Origin of the sequence: Rhodopseudomonas sp. BR0M22, from assembly GCF_010907035.1 — a bacterium.
Taxonomy (GTDB): domain Bacteria; phylum Pseudomonadota; class Alphaproteobacteria; order Rhizobiales; family Xanthobacteraceae; genus Rhodopseudomonas.
Genome location: NZ_QUMK01000012.1, coordinates 1 through 26,320, shown reverse-complemented (window position 1 = coordinate 26,320; position 26,320 = coordinate 1). Strand labels below are relative to the sequence as shown.

General features: G+C 63.3%; 17 protein-coding genes and 1 tRNA gene. 7 read left to right on the top strand and 11 right to left on the bottom strand.

Annotation, left to right across the window (positions count from 1 at the left end):
• Position 1: 1 nt before the first annotated feature.
• Genes tkt through DY468_RS05630 form a run of 3 tightly spaced genes read right to left on the bottom strand, consistent with a single transcriptional unit; the run spans position 2 to position 3,995 of the window.
• Positions 2 to 2,014, bottom strand: a complete 2,013-nt coding sequence (gene tkt, locus DY468_RS05640) for a transketolase (protein ID WP_164603206.1) — start codon at positions 2,012 to 2,014, stop codon at positions 2 to 4.
• 34 nt (positions 2,015 to 2,048) lie between these two features.
• Positions 2,049 to 2,924 (bottom strand): phosphoribulokinase, encoded by an 876-nt coding sequence (locus tag DY468_RS05635; protein ID WP_164603204.1) that lies wholly within the window; start codon positions 2,922 to 2,924, stop codon positions 2,049 to 2,051.
• A gap of 39 nt (positions 2,925 to 2,963) precedes the next feature.
• On the bottom strand, positions 2,964 to 3,995 hold the full coding sequence (locus tag DY468_RS05630; protein ID WP_164603202.1) for a class 1 fructose-bisphosphatase: 1,032 nt from the start codon (positions 3,993 to 3,995) through the stop codon (positions 2,964 to 2,966).
• Positions 3,996 to 4,463: 468 nt separating this feature from the next.
• On the opposite strand from DY468_RS05630, the gene DY468_RS05625 reads away from it, so the two are divergent.
• The gene (locus tag DY468_RS05625; RefSeq protein WP_164603200.1) at positions 4,464 to 5,213 is read left to right on the top strand and encodes an alpha/beta hydrolase; all 750 of its coding nucleotides are present in this window, start codon (positions 4,464 to 4,466) and stop codon (positions 5,211 to 5,213) included.
• A gap of 75 nt (positions 5,214 to 5,288) precedes the next feature.
• On the opposite strand, the gene DY468_RS05620 is transcribed toward DY468_RS05625, so the two are convergent.
• Positions 5,289 to 6,188 carry a LysR family transcriptional regulator gene (locus DY468_RS05620; RefSeq protein WP_164603198.1) on the bottom strand — a complete coding sequence of 300 codons (900 nt, stop codon included), beginning with the start codon at positions 6,186 to 6,188 and terminating at the stop codon, positions 5,289 to 5,291.
• 98 nt (positions 6,189 to 6,286) lie between these two features.
• Here DY468_RS05620 and DY468_RS05615 point away from each other — a divergent pair, with 98 nt between their 5' ends.
• Complete coding sequence (locus DY468_RS05615) at positions 6,287 to 7,036, top strand: sulfite exporter TauE/SafE family protein (RefSeq protein ID WP_164603196.1); 750 nt, start codon at positions 6,287 to 6,289, stop codon at positions 7,034 to 7,036.
• A gap of 455 nt (positions 7,037 to 7,491) precedes the next feature.
• On the opposite strand, the gene DY468_RS05610 is transcribed toward DY468_RS05615, so the two are convergent.
• The 7 genes from DY468_RS05610 to DY468_RS05580 form a co-directional block, all read right to left on the bottom strand.
• On the bottom strand, positions 7,492 to 11,028 hold the full coding sequence (locus tag DY468_RS05610) for a YobI family P-loop NTPase (RefSeq protein ID WP_502706213.1): 3,537 nt from the start codon (positions 11,026 to 11,028) through the stop codon (positions 7,492 to 7,494).
• A gap of 575 nt (positions 11,029 to 11,603) precedes the next feature.
• Positions 11,604 to 11,693, bottom strand: a tRNA-Ser gene (locus DY468_RS05605).
• 154 nt (positions 11,694 to 11,847) lie between these two features.
• Entirely contained in the window at positions 11,848 to 13,341 is a 1,494-nt protein-coding gene (gene otsA, locus DY468_RS05600; RefSeq protein WP_164603194.1) for an alpha,alpha-trehalose-phosphate synthase (UDP-forming), read from the bottom strand.
• A gap of 159 nt (positions 13,342 to 13,500) precedes the next feature.
• Entirely contained in the window at positions 13,501 to 14,295 is a 795-nt protein-coding gene (otsB, locus tag DY468_RS05595) for a trehalose-phosphatase (protein ID WP_164603192.1), read from the bottom strand.
• Positions 14,295 to 15,785, bottom strand: coding sequence for an MFS transporter (locus DY468_RS05590; protein ID WP_164603190.1), 1,491 nt, complete (start codon positions 15,783 to 15,785; stop codon positions 14,295 to 14,297). The genes otsB and DY468_RS05590 overlap by 1 nt, the downstream gene beginning before the upstream one ends.
• Positions 15,786 to 15,964: 179 nt before the next feature.
• Positions 15,965 to 18,010, bottom strand: coding sequence for a methyl-accepting chemotaxis protein (locus DY468_RS05585; RefSeq protein WP_164603188.1), 2,046 nt, complete (start codon positions 18,008 to 18,010; stop codon positions 15,965 to 15,967).
• Positions 18,011 to 18,127: 117 nt separating this feature from the next.
• On the bottom strand, positions 18,128 to 18,874 hold the full coding sequence (locus DY468_RS05580; protein WP_164603186.1) for an AraC family transcriptional regulator: 747 nt from the start codon (positions 18,872 to 18,874) through the stop codon (positions 18,128 to 18,130).
• A 337-nt stretch (positions 18,875 to 19,211) separates the two neighbouring features.
• Here DY468_RS05580 and leuA point away from each other — a divergent pair, with 337 nt between their 5' ends.
• The 5 genes from leuA to DY468_RS05555 all read left to right on the top strand — a co-directional run.
• On the top strand, positions 19,212 to 20,873 hold the full coding sequence (gene leuA / locus DY468_RS05575; RefSeq protein ID WP_164603184.1) for a 2-isopropylmalate synthase: 1,662 nt from the start codon (positions 19,212 to 19,214) through the stop codon (positions 20,871 to 20,873).
• A 301-nt stretch (positions 20,874 to 21,174) separates the two neighbouring features.
• Positions 21,175 to 21,660: a (2Fe-2S)-binding protein gene (locus tag DY468_RS05570; RefSeq protein ID WP_164603182.1), complete on the top strand. Its 486-nt coding sequence runs from the start codon at positions 21,175 to 21,177 to the stop codon at positions 21,658 to 21,660.
• A gap of 110 nt (positions 21,661 to 21,770) precedes the next feature.
• Complete coding sequence (locus DY468_RS05565; protein WP_164603180.1) at positions 21,771 to 24,125, top strand: xanthine dehydrogenase family protein molybdopterin-binding subunit; 2,355 nt, start codon at positions 21,771 to 21,773, stop codon at positions 24,123 to 24,125.
• 167 nt (positions 24,126 to 24,292) lie between these two features.
• Positions 24,293 to 25,093, top strand: a complete 801-nt coding sequence (locus tag DY468_RS05560; protein WP_164603178.1) for an FAD binding domain-containing protein — start codon at positions 24,293 to 24,295, stop codon at positions 25,091 to 25,093.
• Between the two features lie 186 nt (positions 25,094 to 25,279).
• Positions 25,280 to 26,320: CaiB/BaiF CoA transferase family protein (locus DY468_RS05555; protein WP_164603176.1), on the top strand; the 1,041-nt coding region annotated here is incomplete at its 3' end.

Genomic DNA, 26,320 nt, shown 5'->3' with positions numbered 1-26,320 from the left:
CTCAGTGCTTGCCGCGGGCGATCGCGCCCTTGGCGGCGTCCACCACCGCGTCCGCGGTGATGCCGAACTTCTGGTAAAGCACCGGCGCCGGCGCCGAGGCACCGAACCCGGCCATGCCGACGAACGCGCCGGTATCGCCGATCCAGCGGCGCCAATCGACATCGCGCGCCGCCTCGATGCCGACCCGCGGCGCGGTGCCGAGCACATTGGCGCGGTAGGCGTCGTCCTGCTCGGCGAACAGCTCGAAGCACGGCGCCGACACCACCGCGGCGGATACGCCGGTTTCGCCGAGTTTCTTGGCTGCCTCGAGCGCCAGCGAGACTTCCGAGCCGGTCGCGATCAGTGTGACATCCCGCTGGGGCGGATCGATGACCAAATAAGCGCCACGAGCCACCGGGTTGGTATTGGTCCCACTGCGCGGCAACGCCGGCAGACCCTGGCGCGACAGCGCCAGCACCGACGGACGCGAGGTCTGCTTCAGCGCGCAGTCCCAGGCCTGCGCGGTCTCGATCGCATCGGCCGGGCGGAACACCAGCAGATTCGGGATCGCGCGCAGCGAGGCAACGTGCTCGACCGGCTGATGGGTCGGGCCGTCTTCTCCGAGGCCGATCGAGTCGTGGGTCATCACGTGGATGACGCGCACGCCCATCAGCGCCGCGAGGCGGATCGCCGGACGGCTGTAGTCGGCGAACACCAGGAAGGTGCCGCCGAACGGCACGAAGCCGCCGTGCAACGCGATGCCGTTCATCGCCGCCGCCATGCCGAATTCGCGGATGCCGTAGTGCAGATAGCTGCCGCCGAACGCACCCGGCTTGACCGACGCGGCGCCCTTGGCGTGCGTCAGGTTGGAGTGCGTCAGGTCGGCCGAGCCGCCGAGAATGTTCGGCGACGCCGGCACGATCGCGTCGATGGTGAGCTGCGACGCCTGACGAGTGGCGATGGTCGGCTTGTCGGCATCGAACTTGGCGATCAGGCCCTGCAGCGCGCCTTCGTAATCCGCCGACAGCTTGCCGGCGAGCGCATCGGTGAGGCCGGTGCGGGTCGCAGCGTCGGCCGCGGCCAGCCGCTGGTCCCAGGCGTCGTGCGCGGCCTTGCCGCGACCGCCAGCCTCGCGCCAGCGAGCCAGGATCCCTTCCGGAATCTCGAACGGCGGATACGGCCAGTTCAGCGCAGCGCGGGTCTTCTCGACCTCCTCGGCGCCGAGCGGAGCGCCGTGCGCCTTCTCGGTGCCGGCGACCTTCGGCGAGCCAAAACCGATCGTGGTGCGGCAGGCGATCAGCGACGGACGGTCGCTCTTCTTGGCCTGCTCGATAGCGGCCGCGACGGCTTCCGGATCATGGCCGTCGACGCGAGTGGTGGCCCAGCCCGACGCGGCGAAGCGCGCGAGCTGATCGTCCGAGCAGGACAGCGAGGTGTCGCCGTCGATCGAGATGTGGTTGTCGTCCCACAACACGATCAGCTTGCTCAGCTTGAGGTGGCCGGCCAGCGAGATCGCCTCGTGGCTGACGCCTTCCATCAGGCAGCCGTCGCCGGCGATCACATACGTATAGTGATCGACCAGCGCGTCGCCGTAGCGGGCGTTCATCATGCGCTCGGCGAGCGCCATGCCGACCGAGGTCGCCAGACCCTGGCCGAGCGGGCCGGTGGTGGTTTCGACGCCCTGGGTGTGGCCGTATTCCGGATGGCCCGGAGTCTTCGAGCCCCACTGCCGGAACGACTTCAGCTGATCGATCGTCATTTCCGGATAGCCGGTCAGATGCAGCAGCGCATACAGCAGCATCGAGCCGTGGCCGGCCGACAGCACAAAGCGGTCGCGGTCCGCCCAATCCGGCGCAGCCGGATCGAACTTCAGGAAGCGGGTGAACAGCACGGTGGCGACGTCGGCCATGCCCATCGGCATGCCCGGGTGGCCGGACTTCGCCTTCTCGACACCGTCGATGGCGAGAAAGCGGATCGCATTCGCCATGTCGCGATGCGTGACCTTGTCGTGGATGTCGCGTGCGGGAACGTTCAAACCGGCCTCCCCAGTTTCTTACAGATGTTGGGCATTACTTCATGCTTCGCTTGCGGTCGATCAGTTGCATGATCAGCGGCGTCAGGATGAGCTGCATCGCCAGGTCGAGCTTGGCGCCGTGGATCACGATCGAGTTGGCGCGCGACATGAAGCTGCCCTGGATCATCGACAGCAGATAGGCGAAATCGATGCCGCGCGGATTCTTGAAGCGGATCACCACCATCGATTCGTCAGCGGTGGGAATCCAGCGCGCGATGAACGGGTTCGAGGTGTCGACGGTCGGCACCCGCTGGAAATTGATGTCGGTCTCGGCGAACTGCGGCACGATGTAGTGCACGTAGTCCGGCATACGGCGCAGGATGGTGTCGGTCACCGCCTCGGTCGAATAGCCGCGCGCCGCGCGGTCGCGATGCAGCTTCTGAATCCATTCGAGGTTGATCACCGGCACGACGCCGATCTTGAGGTCGGCGTGCTGAGCGACGTTGACCTTTTCGGTGATCACCGCGCCGTGGAGGCCTTCGTAGAACAGCAAGTCCGAGTTCGACGGCAGATCCTGCCACTGGGTGAAGTTGCCGGGCGGCACTCCGTGCAGCGCCGCTTCCTCGTCGTCGTGGACGTAGTGACGGGTGCGGCCGGTGCCGGTCTCGGCGTAGCTCGCGAAGGTCTGCTCCAGCTCCTCGAACAGGTTAGTTTCGGGGCTGAAATGGCTGAAGTGGCGGTTACCGCGTTCGGCTTCCTCCGCCATCTTGTTGCGCATGTCGACGCGATTGTAGCGGTGGAACGCATCGCCCTCGATGAACGCGGCGTTGACGTTCTCGCGGCGGAAGATCTGCTCGAACGTCTTCTTCACGGACGTGGTGCCGGCGCCGGAGGAGCCGGTGATGGAGATGATCGGATGCTTACGGGACATGAGGAGGTACTTCCAATTCCAACCGGGGGAGAGACGACGTCAGACGCGGAACAGACCGCGGCGGGCGAACAGCGGCGCCGAGCGCGAGGCGGCACTCGGATCGGTGTGCAGCAGTTCGATGCGCTTGACCTTGTCGATCGACCCCATGATCAGCGGCGAACGCTGGTGGATCGTCTTGGCGGTGAGATCGAGCACCCGCTCGCGCCCGGTCGAAGCGGCCCCGCCGGCCTGCTCCATCACGAACGACATCGGATGGGTTTCATACAAGAGCCTCAGCCGGCCATTGCCGTAGCCCGGGCGGTTGTCGCCCGGATACAGGAACACGCCGCCGCGCGTGAGGATCCGATACACCTCCGCCACCAGCGAGCCGATCCAGCGCATGTTGAAGTCCTTGGCGCGCGGTCCGTCGGAGCCGGCGATACATTCGTCGACGAAATCGCGGATCGGCTGCTCCCAATGGCGATGGTTCGAGGCGTTGATGGCATATTCGGCAGTGTCGGCCGGCACGGTGACGCGCTCGCGGATCAGCCGATACACCTTGGCCTTGCGATCGAGCGTGAAGATATCGACGCCGTCGCCGAGCGTCAGCACCAGCGACGTCTGCGGCCCGTACACCACGAAGCCGGCCGCGATCTGGCAGGAGCCCGGCGCAGTGAACGGCTTCACGCCCGGCTGGTTCGGGATGATCGAGAAGATGGTCCCGACCGTCATATTCGTGTCGATGTTGGACGAGCCGTCGAGCGGATCGTAGGCGATCGAGATCGGCGCGCTGGGATCGCCGTCGAGCAGGGTATCGGACTCTTCCGACGCCAGCGCCGCGTAGGGCACATCCTTCAGCGCCGCGACGATGATCTCGTCGGCCTTGACGTCGAGATCCTTCTGAACGTCGCCGTCGGCATTGCTGCCGCCATGCGCCGCGCCGGTGATGCCGGCCAGCGCGCCCTGCCCGATCAATTCAGAGATCTCGATCGACCCGGCCGCGATCGCGGCGACTGCGGCGGCGACCGCTTTCCGCTGCGGATCGACCGCATGTGAATCCAAAAAAGCTGAAAGCGTTTGGCCCTGACCCATGATGACTCCCCCACAACGCAGCGCGGCCAATTGGCTCCGCGGGCTCCGTTGCGCGGAGCTTGTGAGCCGATCGGTCACATAAGAGAAATTGCATTTTCCTTGGTGCCGCCAAAGGAATGTTTATATGGAGCACCGCCACCCTGTATTTAATTACCTCAAAACGGCGATGCGGCGCTCATTCTGCACAATTAGTCGAAGGCCGCTGTGATTTAGATCAGAGCCGAAGCGGAAGATCGGCCCGATTTGGCCGCCAAACCGCTTCTGCGGCCGAGCTCTCATACTTTAGCAGTCTACGGCTTCCAGGACCTGCGGTCGTTTGACCCTTCGGCGCCGCGACGGCACTCGCGCCGTCGCCTCGCTTGACGGTCCGGGGGATTTTCTGGGACATAAGAAATATGAACCAAAACAGTCGGTTGAGTGAGCCGGGCGATGCGCGCGGCAGCCACCGGAGCATGCGGGGGAGACGACATGGGTGAAGCAGTGATGGTCGGCGCGGAGGCCTTCGCGTTCGATGGCAGCAAGACGGGCGTCCTGCTGGTGCACGGATTTACCGGCAGCCCACAGAGCATGCGCTATCTGGGCGAACGGCTCGGCGAGCGCGGCTATTCCATTCTGGGCCCGCGACTGCCCGGACATGGCGTCTCCCCGGCCGCGATGGCCAAGACCACCGCAAGCGACTGGGTCGCGTGCGCCGAGGACGCGCTGCTCGAGCTCTCGGCGAAATGCGACAAGACCTTCGTGGCCGGGCTATCGATGGGCGGCACGCTGTCGCTGTATCTGGCCGCTTCGCATCCCGACAAAGTCGCCGGCGTGATCCCGATCAACGCCGCGGTGCAGATCGATTCACCCGACCTCGCCGGGCTCGCTTATGCGCGTGGTCTGCCCGAATTCGTCCCCGGCATCGGCTCGGATATGGTCGACCCCACCACCAAGGAGCTGGCCTACGACCAGGTGCCGGTCACCTGCGTCAAGCAGGTGATGGGGCTGGCCGCCACCGCCCGCGCGCTGCTGTCGAAAATCAAATGCCCGACCTTGGTGATCAATTCGCGGGTCGATCATGTGCTGTCGCCGGCAAACGCAACAGTCATCGCCAACCACGTCGGCTCCAGCCGGATCGAGACGCTGTGGCTCGACAACTCCTACCATGTCGCGACGATCGACAACGACAAGGACCTGATCGCCACCGCGATCGACAGCTTCGTGCAGCGGAATTTGTGACGCGCAGCGGAGGCAGCGCTGGACGTGATTGGGATCATACCGGCGCTGCTGCACGCCCTCTTTGCCTGAAAAGCCTCATCGCAGCGGCGAAGACGACCGGGATGCGAGATGCTGAAAGAGGCTTCGCGCGAGCGGCGTCAGCTCCGGCTCGCTGCGGACGCAGACCGATAGTCGCCGCGTCGCCCAATCGTCCTGCAGCCGGACGATGGCGATGCGGGCCGATCGCTTCGAACGCCGCGCGGCCGCTTCCGGCACAACGCCGATTCCGACGCCTTCGCCCGCCAGGCGGCAGATCCCGTCGAAGCTGCGCAGCGCGACCCGCAGTTTGATCTTCGTCCCGAGCCGCGCCGCCTGCATCTCGAGATGCTGCTGCAGGGCACCGCCGGACAGACCAACGAAGTGGTGGTCGAGCAATTCGGAAAAGCGAAGCTGCGGCTTTCCCGCCAAGGCGTGGTCCAAAGCCAGCACCGCCACCAGCCGGTCGGTGGCGAAAGGACGCAGCGTCAGCCCCGCAGTCGCGGCGGCGCCGGACAGGATGCCGATTTCGGCGAACCCGGCAGCCACGCTTCGGGCGATGTCGGAGCTCTGACGTTCTTTGAGGTCCACATCCACCCGGGGGTGCTGCGCCATCCAACTCGCCAACCGTGCAGGCAGATACTCGGTGACCGCCGCCGTATTGGCCAAGATGCAGACATTCGCACGCATGCCTTTCGCGTAGCGACCGAGTTCGCCGCGCATTTCGGCGATCTGGTGCAGGATCGTGCGCGCATGATGCGCGAGCGCCTCGCCCGCCTCGGTCGGGACCACGCCGCGCCGGCCGCGATGCAGCAGAAGAACTTCGCCGACGGCCTCCATGTGGCGCAGCCTTTCGCTGGCGGCCGCCAGCGACAGACCGGCCTCGGCCGCTCCGCGGGTGATGCTGCCGGCGTCGATGACGGCGAGGAACAGCCCGAGGTCCGTGAGGTCGAAGCGCATGACCAAAGACTAGCCGACGATCTGCCTTCGGCATAGCCGAAGGCACGCATCGGCACATCCGCATTGTCGAAAGTCTGGCGATGCGGTGGTGATACGTCATGTCCGATCTGTCGATACCGCTGCTCCTTGCCGTCTTCGCCACCTTCTTCGTCGCCGGCCTGGTCAAGGGCGTCACCGGCATGGGGCTGCCGACGGTGGCGATGGGCGTGCTCGGCGCATTGATCTCGCCGATCGCGGCCGCGGGCCTTTTGCTCGTGCCGTCGTTCGTCACCAATGTCTGGCAGCTTCTGGCCGGCCCCAGACTCGGCACGCTCCTGCGCAGGCTGTGGCCGATGATGGCGACCGTCGTCGCCGGAACGCTGCTGGGCTCGACCTGGATCGCCAGCGGCGATACGCGGCTGACGACCGCGATGCTTGGTATCGCCCTGATCGTCTACGCGAGCATCACGCTGCTGGCCCGCCCCCTCAGCATTCCGCCGCACGCCGAGCCCTGGCTGTCGCCGCTGATCGGCGGAATAACCGGCATCGTCACCGGCGCAACCGGCGTGTTCGTGATTCCGGCCGTCCCGTATATCCAGTCACTCGGCCTCGCCAAGGATGATCTCGTGCAGGCGCTGGGCCTGTCGTTCACCGTCTCGACGATCGCGCTCGCAATCGGCCTGGGTGCGCACGGCGCTTTCCAGACCGATCATCTGGCCGTGTCGGCGCTCGCTACGCTGCCCGCACTCGGCGGCATGTGGGCCGGGCAGATCGTTCGTGGCCGGATCAGTCCGGCCGCCTTTCGTCGCGGCTTCCTGATCTGCCTGTTGCTGCTGGGGACCGAGATGGCGATGAAGTCGCTGCTGTGATCGGGGCCGAGGCGCAAGCGGACTCGCGCGTTGTTTAAACAGCCGCCCCCCTTAAATTATAGGGGCGCCGAGGTAAGCCGCATTCAATAACGGGTCGGAGCTCCGTCGGCTAATGGAGCCAGACTTTGCTGCCCTCGTCATCGCGCCAGATGTCGGTCACAGATAGGCGCAAATCGAGCATCGCAATCAGCTGACTGGTGGGTAGCGCCAGACGAAAATGAGCCCTACGAAGTCGTTCGCCTATAACAGATATGCCGATATTCAACGCTGCACGGCGATCGGCGGTTCTCGGCGGCGTTTGCATATCACGACGGCAATATCGTGCATTTGGCTGCGGGCTTGCGCCCAATTGCAGTCACTGCGGCCACGTCTTGATCGACCGAAAGCGACCGCTGACCTAGGCGACCATGAACTGCCTCGCAGCTCGTCACCTCGACAATATTCATCCGCGACACCTAAACCCCGGTGTCACGGCGGTAGAGGTTTATACGGATTTCATCACCGAACAACGTCTCGCCCCACGACGAAATGATGTTACGCATATCGAGCCACTTCACGAATTCGATGTTGGTATCCGTTTTCTCGATCCGCGGGGTACGATAGCCAACCTTGATGTCGGAGAACGGAGCGGGAAGAGCAGCGAGGATTTCGCGCACATCGCCGTCGCTCAGGACTTTCTGGCACTTGTTGAACAGTGAAATCTGGACCTGGGTCGGTGACGAGTTCAGGATGACCGCTCGCGCGGTCTCGGCATCCAGAGCACTCACGTCCGCCCCCGTCTTATCCAAAACCGACCCTACTTTGCCGGCCCGGGATGGCAAGTCGCTGAGCAAAGAGAGATTCATTGACCCAATGATCGATAGTTTACAATTGTCACCGATATCTTCGCCAAGGAGCATCTCACGGAAATCGTCATCGAGCGCGAACGTCGCCTCATCCGCCAAATACGCCTTGATGTTTTTGACCACGAACAGGACTTGGAGGTCGATTTTCCCCTGAAGCGCATCCACGTTCTCTTTCGTAAAATTGACTCTCCTTTCCTCGATCAGTACCCGCAACTTACTAACATCAAGATCACTTGGAAACTTCACGAAGGTTCTTCGGAGCCCTTTAACATACATTCGATACGTCGCGTCTTGCAGGGCATTGTCGTTGATCAGGAACTGGCGCAGGACATCCGCGTTATCGCCATCAGGAATAGCCTGCTGTGGAAGCGTCGCCAGTGCCGCCTCCGTCTCCAGAAAACCGGTGAGAACCTCTGCATCGAAGGCCTCGCTAACCATGAAGGCGAGACAATTCACCCACGAAGCCTCGATCCTGCTCAGCTGGAAGACGAGTGAATGAAAACGGACTGGCACATCGTCGAGAGAAGCGATAGTCGCCAACTGCCTTTCGAGGAACGCTCCCAGATCGTCAAAATCGGCATCCTCTCGACCGATAATAGACAGAACGGCCACCACACTCTCGCGCGAATTGTCTTCAAGACGCAAGAGTACGTTCTTAAGATAATCAACGAAGTCGCGTTCGATCCTCGAGATCAGAGCCGCATTACCGGTTCCCTTGATCGTCGTGTAGTTCTGGCTACGCAAGGGTCCGAGATCATCAACTCGTAGAATTACTCGGAAGATGAACTCCAAGTTCTCAACAGAGAGCGTATAGAGGCCCTCATCGAAGAGGAAGCGAGCAATTCCAGGGAAGCCCTCTATACTGCTGAGGTCTACCAGCTCGACCCCAAGGGCCTTTAGACGAGGTGGATCAACGTCGATCCCAAGCGCGAGAATCTGAGCCAGTTTTTCGGAGACAAACGGCGAAATCTCGGGATATGCGACCGGCAGCGCCTTGAGGGCCGGTTCTGGCAAATGCGCGATGACCTGACCAACATGAGAAAGATACCTGAGATTGGCAAGAACAGCCGGAATGAAGCCGGGCCACGTTGCTCGCAAGCCAGCTATCAACTTAGGCACCTCGCGTCCTGCGGCGTAGTAACGAGCGAAGAACGCTTGGCAATTTTCGAAGTCAGAGGCAAAATACTCGAACATCTTGGCAACGCGGTCCGCATAGATAGCCTCGTCACCCAGCAGGCAATCAACGATCCTTACGTTGAGGACGTACTGCTGACGGAAATCCCCGTCGCGCATCGCAGCCACGACCTCCTTCGCATTGTCAATCTGAAAATCAGGACCCGGATTTATGAAGCCGCGTATCTGAATGAGATACTTGTTATCGTTTGGCGACAACCGACCAGAATGGAAAAGCGAAGTATAATGGCAATAGGTGTCATCAAGATAGCCTTCGAGTATCAGAAAACGAGCAAGCTCGCTGTTGTCTCCGAACGCTTCAAAGATGTCGTTCAGCTCTCTTGCGTTGAGTCGCACAACTTCATTGAATTTTGTGGAGCGCAGGGCAGCGCTTGCCGCCCGCAACTCTCGCAGCTTCTTAGAGGCAGAGCTCCTAAACCCAGCACCCCGCTGCTCAACCTCTTCTTTGCGTTGCTCGAACGTTTTCAGGCTGTCGACCTCGGCCTGCAAGCCTGAAATATTGATGTTATGCTGATATCCGTTGGCATCCCTGTACTTAATCGTGTTGCTATTGATGATCTGATCGAAACCTTCTTTCTTTGCAAGGACACCAACTTCAATCTGACTCTGCCCATTCTGGAAGATGTGCGTCGCATTGGCTGGCAGCTTTTCGAGCAACGCCATCGCATAAATTCGGCGGAGATCGAGCAGATCAGTCGGAACCTGCTGTTCGGAGACATCGATATCGTGCTCTATGCGCTCGATAGCGGCCTTATAGGTTGCTTCATCGCGAGCGATAAATTCATCATGCCTGGAGAGGATCTGCGCAAGATTACCCTTGCCACGATGAAGGCCCTCGAAGTCCCTCGGGAAGACATTCTTATATATTAGAATTGCGAGCAGCTTGTTGGCATCCAACACATTGTCGCCATCAGTCTCCAGATTGGCGACGTAGATCGCGTACTCATTGAAAATATTTTGTATGAGCCTCAGGTCGTTCAAGTATCGCGACACCTCACGCAGAAACTGCCGGTCAAGCCGGATGTCGAGCGAAAGCCGCCTTCCCTGCTCCAGGACTTTATCGATCGAGTTCGAGCTGTTGATGATAGGTATGACGGGAATAATGAATTCGAAGAACTTCGTCCTGTCCGTATTCACGAACATATCATCGCGCAACGCATAGAGGAATCGTATCGCTCTATTTACGCCGGCATTCTCATTGATAAGGCTATTTATCTCTCTGAGTGTGACAAATATCTCCGTGTTGTTAAACCTATCCAGATCTTCAATTACGACAAGCTCGTATTTCGTTGACTGGAAAAAATAGATAATCTCGTCTAGGTGACGGTTCAGTATAGACTCTTGGTCGACCGCCACAGGCGTAATTTCGATGTCTTTGAGCGAGATGCTCTTGAGCGACACGCCGAAGCTCGCATTGTAGACTTGGTATACCGTCAGCCAAAGAAACGATGCCCCCACCGCAAACCACAAGAAATTCGGCCAGTTACTTAAGGCTAACGGCAGAAAGAATTCGCCCGTGATAATTTTGTCGCGCTCCCCAAAGAGATGCCAGCAGGCCACGACTCCAAGGATCACGTACAAGGAAAGTAGGATAGACCATCTGCTGGGCGAATTAATTCGTTTGAACCGCGACAGCGGCAGCTGGTTCGCGTCCGCGCCATAGAGCATCTGTTGAAGGATACTTCGCTCGATCTCCTGTTTGCTTACGGCGCCGCCCGTGGCTGTCGCCTCAGGAAGGAACGCAGCGAGCGATATCTGCAGAACAGGACGTCGGTATTTCTTCAGGAAGGACTTTATGATGCTGCTTTTTCCCGAGCCGTAGGGGCCGGTCAGGGCGATATTCGATACTCGTGGATTGCCCATCGCATATAGAAGCGCATCGGAATATACTCCCGCCTCGTCCGCCTTGTCGGTTGGGGCAAGATCGATGAATTTTGATTGTGCTTCGGCCATCTGGTTCGAGTGGCGAAGCCGGTCCGCAATTCCAGCGATGATTTGCAGCAAGCTATTTTAGAGTCCCGTAAAGAGATGCATAGGCCGTCTAAAGGTTAGCATGCGTGTAGGCACGGCTAAAGCGATTAGTGAATCGATGGAAATAGGTGCTGCCTAGATCTGCGGGGAGGACGCGGGGAGGACGGCACCTCGATGTCAGCCTTCCGGGTGACGCTGGCAGAAGCCGAGCGGGCCGAGGAGTACTTGTCCGGGAGCCGGTCGAGGCCCGCTGCAGGATCGAGCTGAGCCGTCGCAGCAACATGATGCCCCACTCCGGGCAGCGGTTGAACGAAGGAACGGGAGCGAGGCAGGCGGGATGACCGTCGAGAGCGAGCGGACCTGCTACGCGAGGCGATGGCGTAAGTCGTCGCCCCGATTGTGCGGCATGTCCTTTCACACTGCGCAGATTGAAAGGCATCAATCCGCTTGCGACCCCGATGCAGGCAGACGTTGGCAGATGTGCGTCGGCGGCTCTGCCGCATGGTCGTGCGTGGTCATTGGCGGCAGCATCGCGCCATAGGGCAATCGGGCTGTGCTGGCGGAGAGAGTGGGATTCGAACCCACGGTACGGTTTCCCGCACACACGCGTTCCAGGCGTGCGCCTTCAACCACTCGGCCACCTCTCCGGGCGCCCTTCTCATGACCGCGTCGGGCGGATTTGGCAAGGGATTGCGCTGCCGGATGGGGAAATTCGTGCCGGAATCTTATCTTTTGGCCTATTCCTCCCGGCCGACAGGCCAACGGATGGCCTGCCGGGGGCTCTGCCCCAGCCCAGGTGAACTACTGCAACACAGCCCCGCCGACGGCGTGAGGCGTCCGGCGTGACCAGCCGCCCGTCAACCTGATGGCCGACGGCTGCGGCGAGGGAGGCAGGGCGATTGGCCCCGAGCTGTGATTGCTCTCATGGGCCTGCTCGAGGGCCGCGACGAAGTCGGCGAACCAGCGCTGAATGCTGTTGGCGCGCAGCTTTTCCATCATCGCCTCCCAGCGCAGCCGGCGCTCGGTGAGCGGCATCGCCAGAGCGGCGGCGATCACGCGCGCCATGCCGTCGATGTCGTGCGGATTGACGTGCAGCGCGGTGTCGAGCTCGTTGGCAGCGCCGGCGAACTTCGACAGCACCAGCACGCCGGGGTCGACCGGGTTCTGGGCCGCGACATATTCTTTCGCCACCAGATTCATGCCGTCCTGTAGCGGCGTGACCAAGCCGACATGGGCAGAGCGGTAGAGCCCGGCCAGCACGCTCTGGCGATAGCCCTTGTTGAGGTAGCGGATCGGTGTCCAATCGACCTCGCCGAGTCGGCCGTTGACATCGCTGACCAGCTTGGCGAGGTCGCTCTGCAGATTGCCGTAAGCCTCGATGGTACCGCGCGACGGCGTCGCGATCTGCAACAGCGACACCGTCCGCAGTAATGCAGGCCGGTCGGACAGCATCTTGTCGAAGGCTTTGACCCGGTTCACCAGACCTTTCGAGTAGTCCAGCCGGTCGACGCCGATCACCAGCTTCTCGCCATTGAGACTCTTCCGCAGGCGGGAGACTTCGGGGTGGGTCATCGCCTTCTGTGCTTGTTGGGCGAATGCGCCGGCGTCGATGCTGATCGCGAATACCTCGCAGCGGACCGACCCGTGCGCGGTCGAAACCACCCCGTCGCTGACCTTGAGGCCGAGTTCGGTTTCGACATAGCCGAGAAAATTGCCGCGATCCTCCTCGGTCTGGAAACCGATCAGATCGTAGGCCAGCATCGCCTCGATCAGTTCGCGATGATGCGGCACGCAGCCGATCGTGGCACGCGACGGCCACGGCGTGTGCAGGAAAAATCCGATCGGATGGTCGACGCCGAGCCGGCGAAGTTCGGCGCCGAGCGCCAGGAAGTGATAATCCTGCACCCAGAACGCGGCACCCGGCTTGCGGAAACGCAGGAGCGCCCGCGCCATGAAGCCGTTGACCTCGCGATACGAATGATAATCGTCGTGGGAAACCCGGATCAGATCCGGACGGGAGTGCAGCGCCGGCCACAGCGCCGAATTGGCGAAGCCTTCGTAGTATCCGCCGTAATGCGCTGCCGGCAGATCCAGCATCGCCAGCGCACCGGCGCCGAGCGGTTCGATTTCGGCGAAAGGCTCGCGGTGAAAGCCGTCACGCACCCGCCCGCTCGACCCGACCCATATCGCACCAGACTTTTCGACCACCGGCAGCAGCGCCGCCGCTAATCCACCCGTCATCGGTTCGTTGCCCGACGCGCGGGCAACTCGGTTCGACACCACGATCAGGTTCACGTCTCCCTCCGGCTCCCCATTGGCTGGTGCGTCTGTGTGACGCTGCGGGAGATTAACATCCATTCATCCGGATCGTTCCATCGCAATCGCGGAACTTTTCCAAGAACTGAGCGTTGGGTCGAGTTTTTCTGTCCGGAACCGTACTCAACGCATCAACAACTACGCAGTCGTTGTCAGCAGCCTTGCGAGCCAATCGCGAACATCGCTCGGCTGATCGAAACGGCCGGCGGTGAGGTCGCTGTGACGGCCGACCGAGAATGCGACACCGTTGAGCTCCGGCATGATCGCAAATACGGTCTCGTCGGTCACGTCGTCGCCGATGAAGACAGGACGTCGTCCCTCGAACGGCGCGTGCTTCATCAGTTCCACCACGCCGGTCGCTTTGGTGAAACCCGACTGCTTGATCTCGCACACCGATTTTCCGGGCAGCACTTCCAGCGGCGCATCCGGATTCTCGGCGCGAATTGCCGCAACCGATTCGTAGATCGCTTTTTCAGTGTGCGGTGCCAGACGATAATGCAGCGCCAGCGAATAGCCTTTGTCCTCGAGCAGGATACCAGGGCTGATGCGGGCGATCGCGGCCAGCCGGCTTTTGAGTTCCGGATCGAGCGGCGGCGCATGGGTAGCAACGGCTTCGCCGCCGCCTGACAGGCGCATCTCGGCGCCGTGACCGCCGACCGCCGGCAATCGCATCGGCGCAAAAATCAGATCGATGTCGTTGATCGAACGGCCGCTGACCAGCGCGAGCGCGCCGGAGGTCCTGACCAGCAGGCTCCTCAGCGTTTGTTCCAGCTCCGGCGGCACCCAGACTTCGCGCGGCGTCGGCGCCATGTCCAGCAACGTACCATCGATATCGAGCAGCAGCGCACATTGATCGAGCTGCGGCACCAGCGCGCCGGGCATGGGAACCGGCTCCGACGCAGCATGCAGCGGTTGAACGAGCTTAGTTGTCATCAATTGTCCTCTGTTGCGGCCAGCGGCCGTGCGACCTGTTCGAGCGAACGGCGCTCGGCACCGACACCATAGCGCCAACCGATGACGGCTGCGGCCATCATCAGGACAGATCCGAATAGATAGCCCGCGAACACGCTGTCGCGCGAGCCGGTGTCGATCAGCATACCGAACAGCGCGGGCCCAGCCACGCCGCCGATGCCGGTACCGATCGCGTAGAAGATTGCGATCGCCAGCGCACGGACTTCGAGCGGAAAAGTCTCGCTGACGGTGAGATAGGCAGCGCTCGCGGCCGGCGATGCGAAGAAGAAGATCACCATCCAGGCGATCGTTTGGCTCTGCGCGCTGAGCACGCCGATCGAAAACAGATAGCCGGACACGGCGAGCAGGATCGCCGACGCTCCATAGGTGAAACCGATCATGGTACGGCGGCCGAGCGTGTCGAACAGCCGGCCGAGCACCAGCGGCCCGAGGAAATTGCCGGCCGCGAACGGCAGGATGTACCAGCCGACATGATTGGCCGGAATGCCGAAGAAGTCGGTCAGGATCAACGCGTAGGTGAAGAAGATCGCGTTGTAGAAGAACGCCTGCGCGGTCATCAGCGTCAGCCCGACCAGCGCGCGCTGGCGATAGCTGCCGAACAGCGTGCGCCCCACTTCGAGCAGCGGCGTGTGGGTCCGCATCCGCAGTTTGATGGTCGGCAGGACACGCGGCCGATAAGGCGCATGGCGAGCATTCCGCTCGATGTCCGCGACGATCGCCGCGGCCTGCTCGGGCCGGCCGTGGATCATCAACCAGCGTGGGCTTTCCGGAATCCACAAGCGCATCGCAAACACGATCAAACCGAGGATCGCGCCGGTCAGGTAAGCAAGACGCCAGCCGTAGTCGGGATCGATCACCGCCGGATCGAGCAGCACGATCGCGCCCACGGCTCCGATCGCCGCGCCGATCCAGAAGCTGCCGTTGATCACCAGATCGGTCCAGCCGCGATAGCGCGCCGGCACCAGTTCCTGAATGGTCGAATTGATCGCGGTGTACTCGCCGCCGATGCCGGCGCCGGTGAGGAAGCGGAACAGCGCGTAGCTACCGACGCTCCACGACATCGCCGTCGCCGCCGTGGCGAGGAGGTAAAGCGACAACGTGATGAAGAACAGCTTCTTGCGCCCGATCCGATCGGTCAGCCAGCCGAACCCGAGTGCGCCAAGTACGGCGCCTGCCAGATAAGCACTGCTGGCCAGGCCGACATCGAGATTTGAGAATTGCAGGCTCGGACTGTTCTTCAGCGCCCCCGCCAGCGCGCCGGCGAGCGTGACCTCAAGTCCATCCAGAATCCAGGTGACGCCCAGCGCCGTCACAACGCGGGTGTGAAATCCGCTCCACAGCAGGCCGTCGAGTCGGGCCGGAACATCGGTTGCGATGACACGGCCATCGGCCGCAAGCGCCATCCGCTCTGGCGGCGGCTCGGCGATTGCGGCGCTGCTGCTGTCGGCCATCTCCTCCCACTCCGGCTGCGGTGTGCCACGCCGCCAGCGCCGAACGTGGCGATCCACCGGCAAGCGATGGACCGATTTGCGCCGGGTCAACGGGAGAGCACCAGAACGGTTCCAATGCACGCGCCAAACCTGCGGCGGCCTGCCGCAAGTTCAGGAGGTTGCGCGCGGAATGGAAGCGATCAGGCAGCGCGGATATTCGCCATGAAACGGTCGAGTTCGGTGCGCAGCCGCGCACTTTCGGACGACAGGCTGCGGGCGGATTGCAGCACCTGGGCGGAGGCCGCCCCGGTCTCGGCAGCGCCGCGATTGACTTCGGCGATGTTGCCGGCGACCCGCTGGGTTCCCTGCGCCACGCCCTGAACGCTGCTGGCGATCTCCCGCGTCGCGGCGTCCTGCTGAGTGACGGCGCCGGCGATCGACGCGGAGATCGTCGAGATCTCGGCGATCGTGCTGCCGATCCTCTGAATCGAGGTCACCGAGTCACGGGTCGCTTCCTGCATCTCCGACACCTGAGAGGAGATTTCGTCGGTCGCTTTCGCGGTCTGAGTCGCCAGCGACTTGACCTCGGCGGCGACCACGGCGAAACCTCGCCCGGCCTCGCCGGCGCGCGCGGCCTCGATGGTCGCATTCAACGCTAGCAGATTGGTCTGCTCGGCGATCGTGGTGATCAGCTGCATGACCTCGCCGATCTGCTGCGCGGCCTGGGTCAGCTTGCCGATCCGGTCGTCGGTCTCGCGCGCCTGCTCCACCGCGGCCTCGGCAATGTCCCGCGACTGCCCGACCCGGCGCCCGATCTCGCCGACAGAGGCCGACAGTTGTTCGGTCGCCGAGGCGACCGCCTGCATGCCGGATGAAGCCTGTTGGGAGTCGCCTGCGACTTGTCCCGACAACGATTGAGTCGTCTCCGCCGTGCGGGTCAGCGTCGCGGCGGCGCTTTCGAGCTGTGACGCAGCGTCCGAGACATGCGCCACGATCGCGCCGACCGCGCTTTCGAACTCGCTGGCAAACCCAATCAGCTCGGCACGGCGGGCTTCACGGCCCGCCTCAGCCTCGCGCTCGCGGGCGACTGCGTCCTGCTCCGCCTTGTGGGCCGCCTGGACCTTGAACTCCTCGACTGCGGCCGCCATCTCGCCGATTTCGTCGCGGCGGCCGAGTCCCGGCAGCACCACATTGAAGTCGCCGCCGGCCAGCCGGCGCATCGCCGCGCACATCGCCTGCATCGGTCGCGAGATGCCGCGCCCAAGCAGCACCGCCAGCACCGCGCCGAGCAGGAAGCCGCCGATGCCGAGCATCGCCACCATGCGTTCGGTACCCGAGACGGCGGCGTCGGACTCCCGCTCGAGCCGCTGCTGATCGGCGAGCAGGTCGGCCTTGATGGCTTCGGCACTGCGCACGATCGCCGAGGCCGAGCCGACCATGGTGGCGACCTTGGCGTCGATCGCCTTGACGTTGTCGCTGAGCTTGACCAGTGACTGGCGGTACTCGCCCAGCATGGTGAAGATCTCCTTCACCGCTGCGGAAAGCTCTGCGTCACCGGACTTGATGATGTTCAGCGAATTCTCGACGAATTTGAGCCGCGCCAACGCATTGTCGGCGACCGGGATGCTGGAGTTGATGGCGAACGTATTCACCAGCGCCATGGCGGCTGCGTACTGCTCCGAGGCCCGCTTGGCGCCGAGCTCGGCGCTGGAATCTTCGCGGTCGCTCGCCGAACTCATCAGATCGTCGAACTTGTAGCGCAGGTTCAGGCCGCCGCGCGTCAGCCCGTTCTGAATCACCAAGGCGCTGTCGGTCTTCAGCGCAACGATGTCGGCGAACAGCTTGGTGAAGGTCGCGAACTCGCCCGAGAGCGCGGCCAGGGCTGCGCGTTGCGCCGGCTTGGTCGCGGCCTGGAGCGAGCGGTCGATCGCATCCTTGAGCCCGGTTTCGGCCGCGCGCGCCGCCTTGGCATCGTCCTCCTTGCCGGTCAGGACATAATGGCGGGCGCGTGCCTCGTAGCTGACCATTTCGCGGTCGATGTCACGGGCGAGATCGGACTGGCGAACGCCGTCGCGATACGCAACGACTCCATCCGAAACTCGCTCGAACCCGAGGTAGGCCAGCCCCATGCTGATGGCCGTAATGCCGAGCACCACCGCAAAGCCCAGCGTGACCTTGCCACGAAAGCGCAAAGCCGGCAGCGCAAAGGTTTTATCCCGCGCTCCGGCGGCCGTCGTACCACTCACTTGATTACCTCGTCGAAAACGCCGCACCCCGGAACCGCGCCGGGCAATCCGAAACTACGCAGCATTGTCTAAGGCTGCGTAAATTGCGTAGTCCGGGATTGCGGCTTCGACTTTAGTTCAGGACGCAAAGTACTCACTTGGTGATTTCCCGAGGACTCGCCGGAACATGGCCGAAAATGCACTCGGGCTGTCATAGCCGCAGGCCAGAGCCACGTTCAGGATCGACTGTCCTTCGGCCAGCAGCGCCAAGGCGTGCAACAGGCGCGCCTGCTGACGCCAGCGCAGGAAGCTCATCCCGGTTTCGCGCTGAAACAAACGCATGAAGCTCGCCCGGCTCATGTGAAGCGCCCGCGCGGCTTGCTCGAGCGAGACGGAAGCGGCAGGTCGACCGCGGATCTTGTCGCAGAACAGCGCGAGCTGAGCATGCCCGGGCGTCGGCAGACTGAGCGGCTCGATCGGACGTGTCGCCAGTTCCAGCAGCAGAAGCTGCGTAACGGCGCTGCTGAATTCGGTGCGATCTGGCGTACCTGCGACCGCAACCAGCCGCAGGATCAGTTCGCGAAGCAAGGGCGTCACCTCGATCGCAGTGCAGACATCCGGCAGCCCCTTCGCTTCCGTCGAATCGATCAGCAGCGAACGGAACTGCACCGCAGCACGACTTTGCGTGTCGTGTTCGACACCGGCCGGCACCCACACGGCACGGCTCGGCGGCACGACCCAGGTCCCATTGGCCGTGGTGACGGAGACAACGCCGGTGATGGCGTAGATCAGTTGCGCCTGCGGGTGGGAATGACGGCGGCTGGCAAAGTGCTGCGCATCCTCGCTGACGACGGCAACATGATCGGTAACCGCCTGCGTCCGCATCGCCTCACCTGATCCTTTCGCGACGAAAACTGATCTTTCCGCGCGAGATTATCACAAGGCCATTGGTTTATGTAGGGCGACAGTCCCACAGAGGTCCGTGGATACCCCCGTGTTCTCGATCGCCGATATCGTCCCCAGCCCTGCCCGACCGCTTTGCGCGGTGCCGGCGGCTGTCGAGACCTGCGGTCGGACCACCCGCGCCCTGGCGGCTCACCACGACCGACTTCTGTCCGTTGCGCTTCGACTTACTGGCGGTCGCCGGGACTGACGGCAGCCTGGCGGCCGTATCCAGCCGTGCCCGCTTTGACCTTTCCTCCGCGCGCAACGGATATCGATCATGTTGAAGAATCCCGAAACCAAATACCGCCCCTTCGTGACGCCGGTCGAGCTGCCGGACCGGCAATGGCCGTCCCGTCGCCTGACGTCGGCGCCGCGCTGGCTGTCCACCGACCTGCGCGATGGCAATCAGTCGCTGGCCAATCCCATGGGGGTCGAGCGCAAGCAGCGCTTCTACGACATGCTGATCGCGATCGGCTTCAAGGAAATCGAGGTGGCATTTCCGTCGGCCTCGCAGACCGAATTCGATTTCGTCCGCAGCCTGATCACCGACGACCGGATCCCCGACGACGTCACGATCCAGGTTCTCACCCAATCGCGCACCGACCTGATCGCCCGGACCTTCGAGTCGCTGGAGGGTGCGCAACGCGCGATCGTGCACCTGTACAATGCCACAGCACCGCTGTTCCGGCGCGTGGTGTTCGGCATGGAGCGGCGGGACGTCGTCGATCTGGCGATCACAGGGGTCACCGCGATGCTCGACGAGAGCCTCAAGCGTCCCGGCACTGACTGGACCTTCGAGTATTCGCCCGAAACCTTCTGCTTCACCGAACCCGACTTCGCACTCGAGATCTGCGAGCGCGTGCTCGACGTGTGGCAGCCGACCCCGGAGCGCCCGGCGATCCTGAATCTGCCGGCGACCGTCGAAGTCGCGATGCCGAACGTCTACGCCGATCAGATCGAGTGGTTCTGCCGCAACATTTCGCGGCGGGATTCCGTCGTCATCAGCCTGCACCCTCACAATGATCGGGGGACCGGGGTGGCGGCGACCGAACTGGGCCTGCTGGCCGGCGCGGACCGGGTCGAGGGCTGCCTGTTCGGCAATGGCGAGCGCACCGGCAACGTCGATCTCGTGACCCTGGCGCTGAACCTCTACACCCAGGGGATCGATCCCAGGCTGTCGTTCCCGGCTCTGCGCGAGGTGGTGAACACGGTCGAGCATTGCACCGAACTGTCGGTTCATCCGCGGCATCCCTATGCGGGCGAGCTGGTGCATACGGCCTTCTCCGGCTCGCATCAGGACGCCATCCGCAAGGGCTTCGCGGCGCATGCGCAGCGCAATGACGGCTTTTGGGAGATGCCGTATCTGCCGATCGATCCGGCCGACATCGGCGAGACCTACGAAGCCGTCATCCGCGTCAACTCACAGTCCGGCAAAGGCGGCGTCGCCTGGGTGCTGGAGCAGGACAAGGGATTGAAGCTGCCGAAGCGGATGCAGGCGGACTTCAGCACGCACGTCCAGAAACTGGCGGACGATCTCGGCCGCGAGCTGAATACCTCGGACATCTGGCAGTGCTTTGCCGGCTGCTATCTGCAGCGCCCGACCGACCGGTTCGTGCTGGTGGACTACGAAGAGACCGGACCGGTAGGACGACGGACCTTCATCGGCCATATCGCGATCGACGGCGAGGTCCGTTCGCTGTCGGGCCGCGGCAATGGCCTGATCTCGGGCGTGGTGGCGGCGCTGCAAGACGCCGGCGGTCCGGTGCTCGACGTTGCGGACTATCAGGAGCACGCGATCGGCTCCGGCGCCGCCGCGCAGGCCGCCGCCTATGTCGAATGTCGCACGGCCGATGGCCGCACCGTGTTCGGCACAGGAATTGATCCGGACGTCGCCACGGCTTCGGTGCGTGCGCTTTTGCACGCCGCCAACAACGCCTGATCACTTGCGGCAGAGTAAAAGGAGCACCGGCTGAGTCCCAGCCGGTGCTCTGCCCCGTTCCAATCATCGCTGCACCGCAACCTAAACCGCGTCGATCGGCAGCCGCTGCTTAAGTTCAGAGCAACCTTCCCGCCCAAGATCGATCCGACGGCGCGAATGGCCGCGTAGTTTGCGGCGGTCACTAAACCGTCACCAAAGCTTGAAGCTCGCGGTCGTCCGAGTAGCGAAAAATCCCAGTTGCAAAGTGCGGCCGCCGCGCTTCTAATTGGAACAATTAAAAATTCATCGGGAGGACTGACGCGTGTCCAAAGTCTCACTGACCGTCAACGGCAAGCTCGTGACGGCGGATGTCGAGGATCGAACGCTCCTCGTGCATCTGCTGCGCGATCATCTCGGCCTGACCGGAACCCATGTCGGCTGCGATACCAGCCAGTGCGGCTGCTGCGTGGTGCATATCGACGGCCGCGCGGTGAAGTCGTGCACGACGCTGGTCGGCCAGGTCGACGGCGCCGACATCACCACGATCGAAGGCATCTCCAAGGGCGACGAACTGCATCCGATGCAGGCGGCGTTCCGCGACAATCACGGTTTGCAGTGCGGCTACTGCACGCCCGGCATGATCATGTCGGCGATCGACATCGTGCACCGCTATGGCGGCAACCTCGACGAAGAGACCGTGCGCCACGAGCTCGAAGGCAACATCTGCCGGTGCACCGGCTATCATAACATCGTCAAGTCGGTGCTGGACGCCGCCTCCCGCATGAATGTGGCGCAGGCCGCCGAATAGGCCGCCTGCCCGCCTGCCGTTTCGTCGCCGACCACACGTTCGAATGATGGCTGCGACCCGCGACGTTCCGAATCCGCGCGGCCAAAGCAGTCGAAGGGAGAGAATTGCACATGGGCATCGAGGGTATCGGCGCGCGCGTCGCGCGCAAGGAAGACCGCCGCTTCATCACCGGCCGCGGCCGCTATGTCGACGACATCAAGCTGCAGGGCATGACCTACGCGCATTTCGTGCGCAGCCCGCACGCGCACGCCAAGATCACCGGCATCGAGCTCGACGCCGCCAAGGCGATGCCGGGCGTGATCGACGTGCTCACCGGCCAGCAGATCGTCGACGACAAGGTCGGCAACCTGATCTGCGGCTGGGCAATCCACTCCAAGGATGGCTCGGCGATGAAGATGGGCGCGTGGCCGGCGATGGCGCCGGAGACGGTGCGGTTCGTCGGCCAGGCGGTCGCGGTGGTGATCGCCGAGAGCAAGAACCTCGCCCGCGACGCCGCCGAGGCCGTGGTGGTGCATTACGAGGAGCTGCCCGCGGTCGCCAACATCAAGGCGGCGATTGCCGATGGAGCAGCCCAGCTTCACCCCGAAGCGCCCGGCAACATCGTTTACGACTGGGAGATCGGCGACCAGAAGGCGACCGACGAGGCGTTCAGCAAGGCCGCCAACGTCGTCACGATCGAGCTCACCAACAACAGGCTGGTGCCGAACGCGATGGAGCCGCGCGCGGCGGTCGCCGAGTACAATCCGGCCGAAGAGCACTTCACGCTCTACACCACCTCGCAAAACCCGCATGTCGCGCGCCTGGTGCTGTCGGCGTTCTACAACATCGCCCCCGAGCACAAGCTGCGGGTGGTGGCGCCCGATGTCGGCGGCGGCTTCGGCTCCAAGATCTTCATCTATCCGGAAGAGATGGTGGCGCTGTGGGCCTCGAAGAAAACCGGCCGCCCGGTGAAGTGGACCGGTGACCGCAACGAAGCCTTCGTCACCGACGCGCACGGCCGCGATCATCTGTCGAAAGCCGAGATGGCGTTCGACGCCGACAACAAGATGCTGGGCCTGCGGGTGAAGACCTACGCCAATTTCGGCGCCTATATGTCGCTGTTCTCGTCGTCGGTGCCGACCTATCTGTACGCGACGCTGCTGAGCGGCCAGTACAACATCCCGGCGATCTACACCGAGGTGGTGGGTGTCTACACCAACACCACGCCGGTCGACGCCTATCGCGGCGCCGGGCGGCCCGAGGCCTGCTATCTGCTGGAGCGGCTGGTCGAGACCGCGGCGCGGCAACTCAAGGTCGATCCGGCCGAACTGCGGCGCAAGAACTTCATCACCCAGTTCCCGCATCAGACCCCGGTGATCATGGCCTACGACACCGGCGACTTCAACGCGTCGCTCGACGCTGCGCTGAAGGCGATCGACTACGCCGGCTTCCCCGCGCGCAAGGCCAAGGCCAAGAGCGAAGGCAAGCTGCGCGGCATCGGCCTGTCCTGCTACATCGAGGCCTGCGGCATCGCGCCGTCCAAGGCGGTCGGCTCGCTCGGCGCCGGTGTCGGCCTGTGGGAGTCGGCCGAAGTCCGCGTCAACCCGGTCGGCACCATCGAGATCCTGACCGGCTCGCACAGCCACGGCCAGGGCCACGAGACCACGTTTGCCCAGTTGGTCGCGGACCGGCTCGGCATCCCGATCAACCAGGTGTCGATCGTGCACGGCGACACCGACAAGGTGCAGTTCGGCATGGGCACCTACGGGTCGCGCTCGGCGGCGGTCGGCATGTCGGCGATCTTCAAGGCGATGGAGAAGGTCGAAGCCAAGGCCAAGAAGATCGCGGCGCATCAGCTCGAAGCATCCGAGAACGACATCGTCATCGAGAACGGCGAGTTCAAAGTCACCGGCACCGACAAGGCGATCGCGCTGCCAATGGTCGCGCTCGCCGCCTACACGGCGCACAACCTGCCGGACGGCATGGAGCCGGGCCTGAAGGAAAGTGCGTTCTACGATCCGACCAACTTCACCTTCCCGGCCGGCTCCTACATCTGCGAAGTCGAGGTCGATCCGGGCACCGGCAAGACCTCGTTCGTCAACTTCGTCGCGGTCGACGACTTCGGGCGGCTGATCAACCCGATGATCGTCGAGGGCCAGGTGCATGGCGGTCTGGTGCAGGGCATCGGTCAGGCGATCCTGGAGAACGCGATCTACGACGACAGCGGCCAGCTCGTGACCGCGTCATTCATGGACTACGCGATGCCGCGCGCCGACGACGTGCCGTCGTTCCAGATCTCGCACACCACGACGCTGTGTCCGGGCAATCCGCTCGGCGTCAAGGGCTGCGGCGAGGCCGGCGCGATCGGCGCATCCGCGGCGGTGATCAACGCCATCACCGACGCGATCGGCAACAACCGGCTGGAAATGCCGGCGACGCCGGACCGGGTCTGGCACGCGATGCAACTGCAACAGGCGGCCGAATAAGACCGTCATTGCGAGCACCCGGATCCGCGCGTCGCGCGGTCCGGGCACAGGCTCCGCGAAGCAATCCAGATCCACGCACTAAGCTGGATTGCTTCGTCGCTTCGCTCCTCGCAATGACGGAGAGGTCTGCGATCAAACAAGCAATCGATCTCTGACAGGAGATACCCATGTATTCCACCAACTATCACCGTGCCTCCTCGGTCGACGAAGCCGTGGCGCTGATCGCCAAGGGCAGCGACGCCAAATTCCTTGCCGGCGGCCATACGCTGCTGCCGGTGATGAAGCAGCGACTCGCAGCTCCGGGCGATCTCGTCGACATCGCCAAGATTCCGGCGCTGATCGGAATCGAAGCCAGCGGCGACACGCTGACCATCAAGGCGGCAACCACCTATTACGACATCATGCACAATGCCGACGTGAAGCGCATGATCCCGGCGATCGCGCATCTCACCTCGGTGCTGGGCGATCCGGCGGTGCGCTATCGCGGCACGATCGGCGGTTCGGTCGCCACCAACGATCCGGCGGCGGACTATCCGGCCGCGATCCTGGCGCTGAACGCGACGGTGAAGACCAACAAGCGCGAAATCCCGGCCGATCAGTTCTTCAAGGGGCTGTTCATGACGGCGCTCGAGGACAACGAGATGATCACCGCGATCTCGTTCCCGGTGCCGGAGAAGGCCGGCTACGCCAAGATGCGCAATCCGGCATCGCGCTTCGCGCTGACCGGCGTGTTCGTCGCCAAGCTGAAGAGCGGCGAGATCCGCGCCGCCGCCACCGGCGCCTCTCAGGACGGCGTGATGCGGGTGCCGGTGATCGAAGACGCATTGAAGGCGAACTGGTCGGCGTCGGCGCTGGACGGCATCAAGGTCTCCGACGATGGCCTGATCGAGGACATCCACGGCACCTCCGACTACCGCGCCAACCTGATCAAGGTGATGGCACAGCGCGCGGTGCAGGCCGCAGGCTGAATAATTCCACTCCACGGCAAGCGGCGCGCTGGTGGCGCGCCGCTTTGTTTTTTGTGCGGTGCCGCAGCATGGCGGCATGCGGCGCTGGGACGAAAAGTCACTTGCCCGGAGCACACCGGGCATGATGATTGATCCCGACAACAACCGCTCCGCGCCGCGCGCGGACAACAACAATGGACACCCAAGGTGCAAGACACAGTGACCGCCTCCCCCAAGCCGACCACGAAAGCCAACGCCAGCGGCCCGCTCTCCGGCACCCGCATCGTCGAATTCGCCGGCATCGGGCCCGGCCCGTTCGGCTCGATGCTGCTCGCCGACATGGGCGCCGAGGTGATCACGCTGGTGCGCGCCGGCCAGAAGCCACAGGGCGCCGCCGCGCGCGGCCGCACCGTCGTGACCGTCGACCTGAAGGACAAGGCTTCGGTCGCCGACGTGCTGAAGCTGCTGGATAGCGCCGATGCGCTGGTCGAAGGCTATCGCCCCGGCGTGATGGAGCGTCTCGGCCTCGGCCCCGACGTCGTGATGGCGCGCAATCCGAAGCTAGTGTACGCGCGGATGACCGGCTGGGGCCAGACCGGCCCGTTGGCGCAGGCCGCCGGCCACGACATCAACTACATCTCGATCACCGGCGCGCTCGCGGCGATCGGCCCGGCCGAGAAGCCGGTGCCGCCGCTCAATTTGGTCGGCGATTTCGGCGGCGGCTCGCTGTATCTCGTCGTCGGCATCCTCGCGGCCTTGCTGGAGGCCTCGAAGTCCGGCAAGGGCCAGGTGGTCGATGCAGCGATGTGCGACGGCGCCGCCTCGCTGATCACGATGTTCTTCGACATGACCGCGGCGGGCCGCTGGAAGGAAGGCCGCGAGAGCAACATGCTCGACGGCGGCGCGCATTTCTACGGCACCTATGCGTGCGCCGACGGCCAGTTCATCTCGATCGGCTCGATCGAACCGCAGTTCTACGCGCTGCTGCGCCAGATCGCCGGGCTCACCGATGCCGACTACGACGCCCAGATGGACGCTAGGCAGTGGCCGGCGCTGAAGCAGAAGCTCGCCGCGGTGTTCAAGACCAAGAGCCGCGACGAATGGTGCAAGCTGATGGAAGGCACCGACGTTTGTTTCGCACCCGTCCTGACGATGTCCGAAGCCACCAAGCATCCGCACATGGTGGCGCGCGAGGTGTTCATCAATCACGAGGGCCACACACAGCCGGCCCCCGCCCCGCGCTTCTCC